Consider the following 14,284-nt stretch of genomic DNA (forward strand, 5'->3'; position numbering starts at 1 on the left):
TTGCAATTGAGCTCTTTTGAGAATAAAGTAAAAGAAGTGGAATTATACAGAGAAGAGGGACGCATGTGAAAAAACAAATTGTGGTCATTGGCTTGGGCCGTTTTGGCAGCAGTGTCTGTAAAGAACTGTATAGCTTGGGGCATGAGATCATGGCCATCGACACAAATCCGGAAAAAGTCGATGCTTTAAGAAAGTACGCGGCCTACACCGTTATCGCAGATGCAACTGATGAAAATCAGCTGAAATCCTTAGGTGTACGGAATTTTGAACATGCGATTGTAGCAATTGGAGACAACCTTCAAGCCAGTGTGCTGTGCACACTTATGCTGAAAGAGCTTGGCTTGCCAAAAGTATGGGTCAAGGCACGTGACCTGCAACATGAAAAGATATTGGACAAAGTCGGTGCGGACCGGGTGATTCAGCCGGAAAAAGAAATGGGCATCCGTGTTGCCCATCATGTCGACTCAGATAAAATCGTCGACTATATCGACCTTTCCAAAGACTACAGCATTATCGAACTGGTCGCATCTGGAAAAATGGCGAATAGAACATTGGTCGACTTGAACATCCGCGTGGAATTTAACTGCATCGTTCTGGCCATAAAAAGACTAGAAGATGTCAATATTGCACCGGCGGTAGATGATGTTGTCGAGCAAAATGATGTATTGATTGTGATGGGCCATAAAGAAGACTTGAAACGTTTGGAAGAAAAAGCATTGTAACTACAAAAGGCCGACTCATTTATGAGCCGGCCTTTTATTTGGAAATATCGTTTAATGAGTTTTTCATCGGGAATAGTGCTTATAAAAAGAGCGGACAAATTGGGTATTGCACATAGAACGGAGGGACTGGGCTTGAACGTCAGAATAGAATGGAACTATAAAACGCCGAAAGGCCTGGAAACTACTTTCTTTTCAGAAGAAATGCCGGCAGCTGCAGCGATTGCGTTTGCTGAAGACTTGGAGCGGACCGGCCGTTCCAAGCATATTGGCTTTGTAGACAAATTTGACAGCAGCTGGACCGTGAAGGAAATGAAAGCCTACTTAAAAGGAATTGAAACCGAACCACATAATGTGACGGTCTATTTTGATGGAGGCTACGACCGGCAGACGAGAAAAGCTGGAGTTGGCTGCGTTGTATATTATGAACAAAGCGGAAAATCCTATCGGCTGAGAGCGAATGCCATTTATAATAATTTAGCTTCCAATAACGAATCGGAATATGCTGCGCTGTATTTTTCCCTGCAGGAACTTGAATACTTGGAAGTTCATCATCTTCCAATCCGATTTTTGGGAGATTCCCGAATGGTTATTGAAGGATTGGACAATGAATGGCCGGCAGCAGAAGAGCTGCTGGAACCCTGGATCAGCCGGATAGAGCAGAAATTAGCACAGTTGGGTATTCAGGCTGACTACAATTTAATCCCGCGGAAAGCCAACGCAGAAGCTGATAAACTCGCTACACAGGCCTTAAACGACATTGTCATAACGGCTAAAGCGGAAATCATTGCTTAAGGAGTTAAGGGATAGATATTTACGTGGCCGAAGAGAAAGGAGGCTGATCCGGCTAAGTTGTGGCATGCAAAGCTGCTATTTAAGCAGTCTGCTCCTGTCGCATATAAGCAATTTAGTTCTTTGTGTTCAAAAATCAGAATACTCTTTTTATTGCTTGCAGAATTGGAAGTTCTAGGTTATAAATAAGTTGTACAATACTTGTGCAAAAACTACACACATGAAGGAGAGGAAAAAATGAAGAAAATTTTAGTTTCATTCTCTGTTGCAATGGCTCTTGTGTTCTCGTTGCTCGCTTCTGGAGTTATGGCTGATAGCCACACCGCGAAACTTAGAGTGGTCCATGCTTCGCCGGATGCACCTGCTGTAGATGTTTATGTCAATGGAGATTTAACACTTGAAAATGTACCTTTTAAAGCAGATTCCGGTTATTTGGAAGTACCAGCTGGAACACATGATGTAGAAGTTTTTGCAAACGGAACAGAATACGCTGCGGGTGAAGGCGTTTTGCAGGCAGACTTAACAGTCGAAGCTGGCAAAGCCTATACAGTTGCTGCAGCAAACTTGCTGGAATCGATTGAATTTGTCGTTGCAGAAGATTCAATGGAAGTAACAGAAGGACAAACGAAAGTTCGAGTTGGACATTTGTCTCCGGATGCACCAGCCGTTGATGTTGGCGTAATTGGCGGAGATGCCTTGTTCAGTGGAGCAGAATTCCCTGGAATTACGGATTATGCAGAATTAGCTCCGGATACGTACGACTTGGAAATTCGTTTGCCGGATGGAACACAAGTGTTGCCATTAGAAGGTACGGAGTTAGCTGCTGATACGGTTTATAGTATCTTCGCAGTAAACACAGTGGACTCACTGGAAGTGATTGCGCTTGTCGATTACGAAGCAGCAGGATCTCCAGATGGCATGCCGACTACAGGTCTTGGAACTCCTGACCAATCACAGGCTATGTGGTTACTATTAGGTGGCGCCCTGGTCTTAATTGGAGCGAGTACCCTTGTATGGAAAAAACGTTTTCAATAACAAACTCTTGCTAATTCTGGTAGTTGCCATGCTTGTGGGTTGCCAGCAGCCGGTAGATGAGGTCAGTGTCCGTTCGGAAAATGTGGGATTTACACTGGATGAACCGGCTACTGTCAACATTCAGCAACCAACTCCAGCCGAAAATCCAATTAACGGATTAAAACGAACCGGCATACAGCCAACATCTCTAAACATTCCTTCAATCGATCTGGAAGCACAAGTCCAGCATCTGGGAACTACAGAGAATGGTGAGATGGCGGTACCGGATAATATTGAAGACGTCAGCTGGTTTTCTCCGGGATACGAGCCAGGCGAAAATGGCCGTGCCGTTATTGCCGGACACGTTGATGGTGTGGAAGGTCCAGCAATTTTCTGGGATCTCTCCAAACTCCAATTGGGTGATGAAGTAATCGTACAGGCTGAAGAGAGAACTTTAACATTTAAAGTCCATACGATGGAATCAGTTCCACTTGATTTAGCAGATGTTTCAAAGGTTTTTGGATATACCTCGTCACCTGAGCTGGTTTTGATTACCTGTTCAGGAACTTATGATTTTGATCGGGGTACAAGAGAAGAGCGATTGATAGTTTATGCGAGTCTGGTAGAAGAATAAATGAAAAGGCACTTCGATGTTCCCACAAGAGGAACATCGAAGTGCCTTTTTGATTATCCCGCAGAGTTGGGAAGATTGACTGTTTCCATTATATTTTTAGGATTTTGGTAAGAAATGATACGAATCAGCTGATCTGCCATTTGATGCGGCGTAAGGGCAAAGCCATCATTGACCCACTCAATAACCAAGCCAAACAGTGCATAGGCGTTATAGCTGCTGAGCAGGCTGTGATCAATGGAAGGGTTTGGCATCAATTCCACCAAATCGCTTTGAATCAAGTCTTTTAATACTTGGCAGATGCGATTTTGAAAACCCGGAAGCACGTTGGAATTAGTAATAATGGTATAGAAACGTGAATAGCGTTCAACATGATCAAATATTTTTATAGAAGAAGCCGATATTTTGCCTACATCAAAATTGGGAATTGTCATATACGGATCTCGGTAAGAGCGAACAAGGTCTGACAAAACATCTTCGATTAACTCATGAAGCAGTTCTTCCTGGGTCGGGTAATGCTTGTAGAACGTTCCGCGATTTAAGTTCGCCAATTGAACAATTTCTGTGATGGTAATGCTTTTAAATTCTTTCTCCTCCATTAAAAGGATCAAGGCATCTTTTAATGCGTTTTTCGATTTATTGATTCGTCGGTCTTTTTTCACCAGCAGGACCTCGCTTTCTTCATTTGTTTTGTGGAGCTGCACAAAATCAAATCTCTCTGTTCGTTTTTCAACATTTCACACTACATTTGTTGATTGATAACTAAAGTATAGGCCAATATACTGAGAGTGTATAGATGGAAGCGTTCTCTTGTAATCCAAAATAACCGATAGAAAAGGAGACTTAAAGTATGAAACTTGAAGGAAAAGTAGCGATTGTAACAGGTGCAGCATCAGGCATGGGGAAAGCGATTGCAGAACTTTACGCAAAAGAAGGCGCAAAAGTAATCGTTTCGGATATTAATGAAGAAGGTGCGGCACATGTAGCAGCGGGTATTACAAGCAACGGCGGCGTCGCACAAGCAGTCAAAACAAATGTTGGCAACGTTGAAGAAATTGAAGCGATGATCAACTTGGCTGTAAGTGAATATGGCACATTGGACATTCTGGTCAACAATGCAGGGATTATGGACAATTTTGAACCGGCCGTAGAAATCGAAGACGCCAATTGGGAGCGCATTTTTTCAATCAACACAATGAGCGTGATGCGTTCAACCCGTAAAGCATTGCCGATTTTCCTGGAGAAAAATAAAGGCATCATCATCAACATCGCTTCAGCAGGCGGATTGTACGGAGCACGCGCAGGAGCTACGTACACCGCTTCAAAACATGCAGTTGTCGGCTTCACCAAAAATACCGGTTTCATGTATGCAAAAGAAGGTATCCGCTGTAACGCCATCGCACCAGGTGGCGTAGAAACCAATATCAGTTCGTCCATGACATCCATCAGCGAAATGGGAATGGGGCGTACGCAAGCGGGATTGGCCTTGAATCCTCGCAATGGTAAATCAGAAGAAATCGCTAAAGTGGCATTATTCCTAGCATCTGACGATTCGAGTTTTGTCAACGGCACAGTTATAACGGCTGATGCTGGATGGACTGCTTACTAATATTTTCAATAAAAAATTCCGTTGCATGAATCCGTGCAATGGAATTTTTTTGTGCTTATGCCAGTCAATTTCAAGAAATTTATGAAGGGAAATGGCAAAGAATTGAACAAAGAAAAAATCTGCAGAAAATCAAGAATGAAAAATTGCAGTTTTTTCTGCGGTCGTGGTATTGTCTACTATGCCACTTATTCTTTTTTTAGATTGAGTGGATCATTTACAAACATACACAAACAGAAAATTTTGGTGAGTTTTCTAAAAATAGAGGAGTGGTAATATGTCAGCTGCAAGTAAACAAGGTGAAGTGAAATGGCGTGAACTGTTTATCGTTCTGGCCATCGGTCTCATTTTGTGGTTTATACCTACGCCTTCAGGATTAGAAGCCGAGGCTTGGCAATTGTTCAGTATTTTTGTAGCAACGATCGTCAGTTTGGTCATCAAACCAGTTCCAATGGGAAGTACGGCTATTTTTGCATTAACGGTCATTGTATTGACCAATACCTTGACGCTTGAAGAATCCTTGAGCGGTTTTCAGAACACGACCATTTGGTTAATCGTTATTGCATTCTTTATTTCGCGTGGATTTATCAAAACAGGTTTGGGGACGCGGATTGCCTATGTTTTTGTTCGGATGTTCGGAAAGAAAACATTGGGGCTGTCTTATTCGATGTTATTCAGTGACCTTGTGCTTGCTCCTGCGATGCCATCAAACACTGCACGAGCAGGAGGAATCATTTTTCCCATCATCCGGTCACTGTCGGAAACCTATGATTCCAGAGTGGAAGATGGAACAGAGCGGAGAGTCGGCGCGTTCCTGACAAAAGTATCTTTCCAAGGGGACATGATTACGTCTGCCATGTTTGTAACTGCGATGGCGGCCAATCCTTTAGCTGTCCAAATCGCACAGGATATTACAGGAGTAACAATCACTTGGGGCGGATGGGCATTGGCGGCAATTGTTCCTGGTTTGATCAGCCTTATTCTGATTCCTCTGGTGATTTACAAGCTTTATCCGCCAGAGTTGAAAGAAACGCCAGAAGCTACAGTGATTGCAACAGAAAAACTTAAAGAAATGGGCCCTCTGAAAAGAGAAGAAAAGTACATGATCGGTGTATTTGTCCTGTTGCTTGTTCTTTGGATTTTCGGTGATAACTTTGGCATTAGTGCGACTGCCAGTGCCTTTGTAGGATTAAGTGTTTTATTGCTGACGCAAGTGTTAACTTGGTCGGATATTAAGAAAGAAGAAGGGGCATGGGATACGCTGGTATGGTTTGCTGTGCTCGTGATGATGGCAACCTACTTGAATGTCCTCGGCATGATTCCATGGTTTAGTGGATTGATGCAAGACTCGGTAAATCAATTGTCATGGATGCCGACCTTGATCATTTTAGCGATTGTTTATTTTTATTCGCATTATTTTTTCGCCAGCAATACAGCGCATGTCAGCGCCATGTACGCCGCTTTCTTGTCGGTTATCGTAGCAGCGGGAGCACCGCCGTTATTGTCGGCACTCATTTTGGCTTTTTTCAGCAATTTGTTCGGCTGTTTGACCCATTACGGTGCTGGTCCAGCTCCCGTCTTTTTTGGAAGCGGCTATGTCAGCCAGCAGAAATGGTGGCAATTGGGCTTTATCATTTCACTGATCCATATCGTGGTTTGGATGGGTGCAGGCGGATTGTGGTGGAAACTACTGGGTCTTTGGTAGAAAGACTGCAAAAAATAAAGAACATTAAGGAGCGTGCAGCATATGAAAGTGGCAATCATTGGGGCAAACGGAAAAGTAGGCAGCAAGTTAGGGCGCATCTTAGCCGATAGAGGAGATGAGCCTTTGGGCTTTATCCGCAAAGCCGAACAAGCTGAGCAGCTGGAAGCACAAGGCATTCAAACCGTCTTGGCTGATTTGATTGAGACATCTGTCGAGGAATTTTCACAGCTCTTGAAATCTTGCGACGCTGTCGTATTTTCAGCAGGTGCCGGCGGGGCAGGAGAGGAATTGACCACCGCCATTGATGGCGAAGGATTGAAAAAAATTACAAAAGCTGCCGAACTCGCGCAAGTTCGCCGCTTATTGCTGGTGTCGGCTTTTCCAGATGCGGGCCGTGATCAAGAACCCGTAGCAAGCTTTGAGCATTACATGAAAATTAAGCGCCAGTCTGAAGTTGATTTGGTAAAGACTGCATTGGACTGGACAATCCTGCGACCGGGAACTTTAACGGATCAAGCTGGTACTGGTAAAGTAAACTTGGGCTATACCTTAATGTATGACACGATTTCACGGGAAGATGTGGCTGCTGTGCTGGCTGAATTGCTCAAACATCCTGAAACGGCTGGTCAAATATTGGAAGTGGTTCAAGGACAAGAAGCAATTGAATTAGCCGTAAAGAAAAAAGCAGGAAAATAACGGTGGAAATTACTTTCCTTAGTTAAAATCGCTGCAACCTTTCCAAGTTTTACAGCGTTCTATTTTAGTCGAACAAAAGAAATTTTCTTTCATCAAGAGAGGCGCAGGCACTTATTTTACTCAGGAAAGCGGGATTAGCAGACATGGATTGGTTTGATTTATTGAAGGCATTAATTTTGGGGTTTGTCGAAGGCATGACTGAATTTGCACCGGTTTCTTCTACTGGACATTTGATCATCGTCGATGATATGTGGCTGAAATCTCAAGAGTTTCTAGGGAAATATCCAGCGAATACATTTAAAATTGTCATTCAGCTGGGATCGATCTTAGCGGTTGTTGTGGTATTTTGGAAACGGTTGTTTAGCTTGGTTGGCTTGTACAAAATTGAAGGACAGCAGGCAAATTCAAGCTTCAACCTTTTGCACGTTATCATCGGCATGTTGCCGGCAGTAGTATTTGGATTTGCGTTCAAAGATTTGATCGATGACCATTTGTTTGGCGTCGAAACGGTCATTTACGCATTGGTTGCCGGATCGATTTTAATGATTGCTGCAGACAAGTTCGGCCCAAAAAATCCAACGGTCAATTCGTTGGATGAGATTACCTATATCCAGGCGCTGAAAGTCGGGCTTGTGCAATGTTTGTCGTTATGGCCAGGGTTTTCTCGTTCAGGCGCCACCATATCAGGCGGGGTTCTGTTTGGTTTAAATCACCGGGTTGCCGCAGACTTTACGTTTATTATGGCGGTTCCGATCATGTTCGGTGCAAGCCTGGTATCGGTCTTGAAAAACTGGGATACGCTGTCGTTGGATTACCTGTCTTTCTATATTGTTGGCTTTGTCTCGGCCTTTGTTTTCGCGTTAATTTCCATCCGTTTCTTTTTGAAATTGATTTCCCGCATCAAACTGATGCCTTTTGCCATTTACCGATTGGTGTTGGCAGCTGTGCTGGCCATTATCGTTTTTCTTTAGCAAGCAAAAAGGAGCTTCCATTTGGAGGCTCCTTTTGTTATGTCAAACTTTCGGCAGCTTTTCTACCAGCGAAATAAATTCCCGTGAAACATAGGGAACATACCGGTTTTTCGCCATGATGATGCCGAGTCTCCACGGGAAGGTATTCGTCAGTGAAATCATTTTAAAGGGACCGTCCTTAACGCGGTCGCAAATTAGTTTCGGCATCAGTGTGATACCCAAATTCTTCTCCACCATACCGACAATAAAATCCCATTGCGAACTTTCGTAGGCAATTTTTGGCGTAAACCCTTCACTGATGCAGAATTCAACTGTTCGGCTATTCAAAGTAAATTCCTTGCTGAGCATCAGGAAAGGATCATCTTTAAAGCAGATCAAATCAGTCAAATCATGGTGGGCAAGCGGATGGGATTCGTGGACCAGCAACTTGATTTCTTGGTCGACAAATGGCACGACATCGTATTTCTCACTGTCAACGGGAAGCATGACAAACCCCAAATCCACTTCGCCTTCGTAGACTTTTTTTTCAACGGTTTTGGCTCCATCCTCTGCCAACATGATGGTGACATCTGGATAGGCGCGTTGAAATTCAGCAATGATGGTTGGAAAAAACAAGGTACTGATGACCGGCGGCAGACCAATTTTAATTTTTCCTTTTTTCAAGTTCATGACGTCATACAGGGATGCCGATAAATCATCGAGGCTATGGATGATTTTTTGGGCTTGCGTGTAAACCACTTCTCCCGCATCGGTCAAACCGATTTGGCGGGCAGAACGATCAAACAGTACTACATCCATTTCATCCTCCAGGTTTTTGACCATTTTGCTTAAAGTGGGTTGTGTTACATGAAGAGCAAGAGCGGCTTTTGTAAAACTTTGGTGTTTGGCGACTTCCACAAAGTAGGTTAACTGGCGAATGTCCATACGATCCTCCTAACTTATAACTAATTGTTATAGAACTTATAATTATTATTCATTTTACCTATTCTTTGTCTAGTTGTACACTAATGAAAGTAGTTGAGGATCTAAATATTTAGATAACTTAATCGTTTAAGTAAGCGTTTACAAAAAGGGGGATTTTATATGTTGAGTATGTTTGGAATGGTTGGGGGACTTGTTCTGCTCATTGTGTTGACGATGAGAGGTATGAACTTGTTGATTGCGGGTCCGTTGTCAGCATTATTTGTGGCAATTTTTAGCGGACTACCATTGTTCCCACAATTAGTCGGAGAAGGGGAAGCGAATTTATTAACCAATTATATGACCAGTTTTTCTGGATTTATCACCTCGTGGTTTCCGATGTTCCTGCTTGGGGCAATATTTGGTAAAGTAATGGAAGACAGTGGAGCTGCTGACAGCGTATCGAGATGGCTGGTTGGCAAGTTCGGCTTATCTAAAGCCGTGCTGGCAATTGTCATTGCCTGTGCGGTATTGACATATGGCGGCGTCAGCTTGTTCGTTGTCGCATTCTCCGTTTTTCCAATGGCACTCAGTTTGTTCAAACAAGCAGATCTGCCACGCCGGTTTATTCCGGCTGCTTTAGCATTAGGCTCGGTAACGTTCACGATGACATCAGCCGGTTCACCGGAAATTCAAAACTGGATTCCGATTGAATACTTGAACACGACTCCTTATGCAGGATGGGAAGTCAGTATTTTAGTAGCCGTTTTCATGGCCGTGTTCGGCTATTGGTGGCTAAAGCGGATGATTCAAAAAGCTGTCAACAAAGGAGAGCGCTTTGAAGCACGTTCGACAGATCCGGTTATTGAAGATCGTGATCTGCCTAACCCATTAATGGGCTTGATCCCGTTGCTGGTGGTACTGGTAATTTCATTCATCTTCCATGATTCATTGATGACCTCTGCGTTAATTATCGCCTTGTTGGGCGGTGTCATCACAACGTATTTATTAAATCGCAAGTATTTCTTGAACCTTGGCAAGGCTTTGTCTGAAGGAACGATTGGTGCATTGATTGCGATCGGCAACACGGCTGCAGTCGTCGGATTTGGCGGCGTGGCAAAAGCAGTGCCGGCATTCCAAACAGCCGTAGATGCGATGACCAGCATTCCGGGAAGCCCGTTGATTGGCGGCGCCATCGCTGTTAGTGTCATTGCGGGACTAACCGGTTCGGCTTCCGGCGGACAGGTTATCGCGTTGCCGTTGATTGCACCGCATTATATTGATATGGGCGTCAATACAGAAGCGCTCCACCGGACAATCGCGATCTCTTCCGGAGCCCTTGATTCATTGCCGCACAATGGCTACGTGGTAACGACCATTCAGGGTATCTGTGGAGAAACGCATAAAGCGGCTTATGGCGCAGTTGGGGCTGTTACGGTTATTGTTCCGTTGATCGGACTGGCAATTGCCATTGTTTTGTTTACATTGGGACTTGGCATTTAACAAAAAGCAGTGGAGGTAATTGACTATGGTAAACAATAAAGTGGTGTTGATTACAGGTGCGGCCAGTGGAATTGGCTACGAAATCAGTGCCGATTTTGCAGAAGCCGGCGCGAAAATTGTCTTAACAGACGTTGATGAAGAAGCAGTAAAAGCTGCTGCACAAGCATTAAAGTCAAAGGGTTTGGATTGCATCGGCATTAGATGTGATGTCACGAGTGAGGAAGAAATCAAAAACGCCATCGAGCAGACTGTTGCGCATTATGGATCGCTCGATGTGCTGATTAATAATGCCGGTTTGCAATATATCGCGCCGCTTGAGGAATTTCCAACCGAAAAATATGAGCTGCTGATTCGGATTATGCTGATTGCACCGTTTATTGCGACCAAGCATGCATTTCCGATCATGAAGAAACAAGGAGCAGGGCGCATTATCAATATGGCGTCCATTAATGGACTTGTCGGATTTGCTGGAAAAGCCGCTTACAATAGCGCAAAACACGGCGTTATCGGATTGACTAAAGTTGCGGCACTGGAAGGTGCAGAGCACGGCATCACCGTCAATGCCATGTGCCCAGGCTACGTGGATACGCCCCTGGTTCAAAACCAGATGAGCGATTTGGCTAAGACGCGCAATGTGCCGATCGAGAAAGTGTTTGAAGAAGTGCTCTATCCATTGATTCCTCAAAAGCGGCTGCTGGCTGTAAAAGAGATTTCGGATTACACAATGTTTTTAGCGAGTGACAAAGCATCAGGCGTTACAGGACAAGCCATTGTATTGGATGGCGGTTATACAGCACAATAAGGTGCAACTACGATAAAGCCCCGCCCAGTTTTTACGCTGAGCGGGGCTTTGTCGTAGTCGATTCAGTTATTCAAATAGGTGCAGTTTATTCGAAAAAGTCTATTCCAGAAAATTTTCAGTGATTCCGAGAAAGAGGAAGGGCTGTTCCACGTTGGGTGCATGACCAGAAAGTTTAAATTCCATAAAGGTAGCGTCTGGAATAAAAACAGCCGTTTCCCGCCCTTTTTCTGGAGGATTTAAGCCATCAAATGTACCGCTGATTACCAATGTTTCTGCGGTAATCTTAGCAAGCTGCTGGCGGAAATCGAATTTTTCCAAAGCCTCTGCCGCGACGCCTTGTTCTTTCATGTTCAATTGCTGACTGTTTTGAGCTGTCTTGCTGAGCCATTCGTCAATCCGTTTTTGGTTATGGTAAATATAGCTGGAGGAGGCACTGAATTTGTCGATTAGGCTCAAGCCATCAAACTTATCAGCATACCGCTCAAACAGCTCTACCATGGAGGATTGTTCTCCGTATGATTTTGTAGCAACCAGTATCAGTTTTTTGACTTTGTCAGCCTTTTGAATGGCAACACCTTGTGCGATATAGCTGCCCATGGATACGCCAAGCACATCAACAATATCCAATTCCAAGTGGGAAAGAAGGGCGATGGCGTCGTCTATATGATTCTGCAATGTGTACTGATCGAGGCGGCTGGAATTGCCGTGGCCGCGTGAATCAAGTGCAATCACACGGCGCTCTTTTTTGAAAAATTCAATTTCACGATAAAACATAGCCGAATTGCTGGTCAATCCATGGAGCAGAAGAAGTGGACGTCCTTCCCCAATATCTTCATAAAATAATTCAATGTCTTTGGTTTTGAAAACGGGCATAGATATTCTCCTTTTCAATCTTTTACTTGATGATCTCCTTTTTGTAATACCCTAAATGAAAGAGAATATAGGTTTTGGGGATAAATAAAAAGCCCAATAGAGGTGGTGCACCCCAAAAGTTAGAGTTCAAATCTAACTTTTGGGGTGCACCACCAGAACGTTGGGCTTTTTATTTTACTGCGGTTGACTGATAAAACTTAACTGGATTGTGGTCTGCCATTCTGCCATTTTCCGATGAAGCTGAAGATAACGGCAAGCAATATAAACATGCTGACAGTGATGTACCAAGGGAATTCTGTGATGGCACGGCCAAACGCAGTGTAAAGAATTGCTGGAGCGATTAATCCCAGTGCAGAAATAACCATGTACTCTTTTAATGTTTTGGTCATTTCCATTAAGTATAAAGACAGTAAATGGAAGTGGACAAAAGGCATGATACGCAAAATCATCACCTGTGAAACCGACAAAGTGCGGTCGGGAAAAATCTTATCTTTCAACCGTGCCATTTTCGCCTGGAACTTAGGGAATTTGTTGACCAGCAGATAAGATACCCAACTCATTAAAGTAAGACCGATAAACGACAAAAGAGCGCCTTCAAAAAAACCGAAAAGAAAACCACCGGCAACACAAACGGCAATAACCGGCAGAAACAAAAGCGGCCGCACTAAATGCAATAAAATAAACAGAAATGGTGCCAACCAACCGACGCTATCCATAAATGCTTCGAGGGATTGATCGAATTGCTCCATACGATCCCGACCTCTCTAAAAGTGTTTGCTAATAAGGTAGGATAATCCAAAAAGCGAGTAAAAGCAAGAAAGATGAAAGTTTTTCAGCCATTTAAGTTTATGCGCATCAACAACGGGTAATAGAAGAGGTGGTTCAAAATAGGGGAATGGAAAATTCCCTTTTCAGCAGGCGATGAAAAAGCTGCAAAAAAAACGGAAGGAAGAGATGATGAAAAAAAGTTTAAAAATTGCAAGTGCATTTATTGGAATTGTAGTGGGAGCCGGTTTTGCTTCTGGACAAGAAATACTGCAGTATTTTACAAGCTTTGGCTACTGGGGATTTGGAGCAGTTCTTGTTGCAACCGCGTTGTTCGGTTATTTAGGGATGGTATTGACGCGTCTGGGCAGCCGGATGCAAACAACTTCGCATGAAGATGCCGTGTATGCGATAAGCGGAAGGGTGCTAGGCAAAATAATCGATTATACCCTCATCTTAACTTTGTTCGGTATTTTGGTCGTTATGGTCGCCGGAGCAGGATCGATTTTCTCTCAGCAATTCGACTTGGCGCCAGCATTTGGGCGAAGCATCATGATCATCCTCGTTATTTTCACCATTATGTTGAATGTTAAAAAAGTTATTACCATCATCAGCAGTATAACTCCGTTTTTGGTTTTATTGGTCGTTGGAATTACTGTATACAGCCTGTTGACAATGGATTCAAGTTTTGCAGAACTGGAGCCGGTTGCTAGAGAACAATTGTCTTCGACACCGAATTGGCTATTATCTGCTGTTAATTATGTCTCACTCGCTATCGCACTTGGCGCTTCGATGTCACTTGTGATGGGTGGCGCAGAGAAAGATGAGAAAATCGCAGCCCGCGGCGGCCTGATTGGCGGACTCGGTTTCGGTGTTTTGATTTTATTAAGTTATTTGGCGATATTCTCTAAAGTGGATGTTATCGGGTCTTCTGATTTGCCGATGCTTGCTCTTGCAGACAACATTTCTCCAGTGCTGGGCATCATCATGGCGATTGTTATTTTTGCGATGATTTACAACACCGCAGTTAGCTTGCTGCTGTCGTTTTCGGCTCGGTTCATGCAAATAGGAACAGGCCGTTTCCGGATTTTTGTCATCATTTCTGGTGCTGCAGCATTTCTTTTGAGCTTTCTCGGATTTACGGCTCTCGTCAATTGGTTCTATCCGGTTGTCGGTTACCTGGGCCTCTTATTAGTAGGTGCTCTGGTAGTCGCAGATATTCGCAAAACGGGAAAACCTGCAAAAAAATAAGCTTTGAAAAACCAGCTGTCCTGTAGAGGAAGCTGGTTTTTTTGTGGTATATTCAG

The 14,284-nt window shown here is 43.8% G+C and carries 15 protein-coding genes; 11 read left to right on the forward strand and 4 right to left on the reverse strand.

Annotated features, from left to right (window positions below; genetic code table 11):
• The first annotated feature begins 65 nt into the window (after positions 1-65).
• The 4 genes from AC4EG4_RS12445 (at position 66) to AC4EG4_RS12460 (ending at position 3,159) form a co-directional block, all read left to right on the forward strand.
• Entirely contained in the window at positions 66-722 is a 657-nt protein-coding gene (locus AC4EG4_RS12445; protein WP_490988015.1) for a potassium channel family protein, read from the forward strand.
• A gap of 132 nt (positions 723-854) precedes the next feature.
• Positions 855-1,514, forward strand: coding sequence for a reverse transcriptase-like protein (locus AC4EG4_RS12450; protein ID WP_490978994.1), 660 nt, complete (start codon positions 855-857; stop codon positions 1,512-1,514).
• A 234-nt stretch (positions 1,515-1,748) separates the two neighbouring features.
• Positions 1,749-2,546 carry a DUF4397 domain-containing protein gene (locus AC4EG4_RS12455; RefSeq protein ID WP_490978993.1) on the forward strand — a complete coding sequence of 266 codons (798 nt, stop codon included), beginning with the start codon at positions 1,749-1,751 and terminating at the stop codon, positions 2,544-2,546.
• Positions 2,521-3,159 carry a class F sortase gene (locus tag AC4EG4_RS12460; protein WP_490988016.1) on the forward strand — a complete coding sequence of 213 codons (639 nt, stop codon included), beginning with the start codon at positions 2,521-2,523 and terminating at the stop codon, positions 3,157-3,159. Before AC4EG4_RS12455 ends, AC4EG4_RS12460 begins: the two co-directional genes overlap by 26 nt.
• Before the next feature lie 53 nt (positions 3,160-3,212).
• On the opposite strand, the gene AC4EG4_RS12465 is transcribed toward AC4EG4_RS12460, so the two are convergent.
• Positions 3,213-3,860, reverse strand: a complete 648-nt coding sequence (locus AC4EG4_RS12465) for a TetR/AcrR family transcriptional regulator (protein ID WP_490988017.1) — start codon at positions 3,858-3,860, stop codon at positions 3,213-3,215.
• Between the two features lie 146 nt (positions 3,861-4,006).
• On the opposite strand from AC4EG4_RS12465, the gene AC4EG4_RS12470 reads away from it, so the two are divergent.
• From AC4EG4_RS12470 to AC4EG4_RS12485, 4 genes are all read left to right on the forward strand, one after another.
• A complete protein-coding gene (locus tag AC4EG4_RS12470; RefSeq protein WP_490988018.1) occupies positions 4,007-4,765 on the forward strand; it encodes an SDR family oxidoreductase in 759 nt (252 codons plus the stop codon).
• Positions 4,766-5,039: 274 nt separating this feature from the next.
• Complete coding sequence (locus AC4EG4_RS12475) at positions 5,040-6,467, forward strand: anion permease (RefSeq protein ID WP_490988019.1); 1,428 nt, start codon at positions 5,040-5,042, stop codon at positions 6,465-6,467.
• Between the two features lie 42 nt (positions 6,468-6,509).
• Complete coding sequence (locus tag AC4EG4_RS12480; protein ID WP_490988020.1) at positions 6,510-7,163, forward strand: SDR family oxidoreductase; 654 nt, start codon at positions 6,510-6,512, stop codon at positions 7,161-7,163.
• 143 nt (positions 7,164-7,306) lie between these two features.
• The gene (locus AC4EG4_RS12485; RefSeq protein ID WP_490978987.1) at positions 7,307-8,134 is read left to right on the forward strand and encodes an undecaprenyl-diphosphate phosphatase; all 828 of its coding nucleotides are present in this window, start codon (positions 7,307-7,309) and stop codon (positions 8,132-8,134) included.
• A gap of 42 nt (positions 8,135-8,176) precedes the next feature.
• Here the strand turns inward: AC4EG4_RS12485 and AC4EG4_RS12490 are convergent, their stop codons facing one another.
• A complete protein-coding gene (locus AC4EG4_RS12490) occupies positions 8,177-9,058 on the reverse strand; it encodes a LysR family transcriptional regulator (protein WP_490978986.1) in 882 nt (293 codons plus the stop codon).
• A 159-nt stretch (positions 9,059-9,217) separates the two neighbouring features.
• On the opposite strand from AC4EG4_RS12490, the gene AC4EG4_RS12495 reads away from it, so the two are divergent.
• On the forward strand, positions 9,218-10,537 hold the full coding sequence (locus AC4EG4_RS12495; RefSeq protein WP_490978985.1) for a GntP family permease: 1,320 nt from the start codon (positions 9,218-9,220) through the stop codon (positions 10,535-10,537).
• Between the two features lie 25 nt (positions 10,538-10,562).
• Entirely contained in the window at positions 10,563-11,339 is a 777-nt protein-coding gene (locus tag AC4EG4_RS12500) for a 3-hydroxybutyrate dehydrogenase (protein WP_490978984.1), read from the forward strand.
• 99 nt (positions 11,340-11,438) lie between these two features.
• Here AC4EG4_RS12500 and AC4EG4_RS12505 read toward each other — a convergent pair whose 3' ends face one another.
• Together AC4EG4_RS12505 and AC4EG4_RS12510 are read right to left on the reverse strand one after the other, a co-directional pair.
• Positions 11,439-12,212: an alpha/beta fold hydrolase gene (locus AC4EG4_RS12505; protein ID WP_490988021.1), complete on the reverse strand. Its 774-nt coding sequence runs from the start codon at positions 12,210-12,212 to the stop codon at positions 11,439-11,441.
• Between the two features lie 197 nt (positions 12,213-12,409).
• Positions 12,410-12,961, reverse strand: a complete 552-nt coding sequence (locus tag AC4EG4_RS12510; RefSeq protein WP_490978982.1) for a TVP38/TMEM64 family protein — start codon at positions 12,959-12,961, stop codon at positions 12,410-12,412.
• Positions 12,962-13,169: 208 nt separating this feature from the next.
• Between AC4EG4_RS12510 and AC4EG4_RS12515 the strand changes: the two genes are divergently transcribed.
• On the forward strand, positions 13,170-14,228 hold the full coding sequence (locus AC4EG4_RS12515) for a YkvI family membrane protein (protein ID WP_490978981.1): 1,059 nt from the start codon (positions 13,170-13,172) through the stop codon (positions 14,226-14,228).
• Positions 14,229-14,284: the final 56 nt, after the last annotated feature.

It is taken from the genome of Planococcus sp. TJ-201, assembly GCF_058268495.1.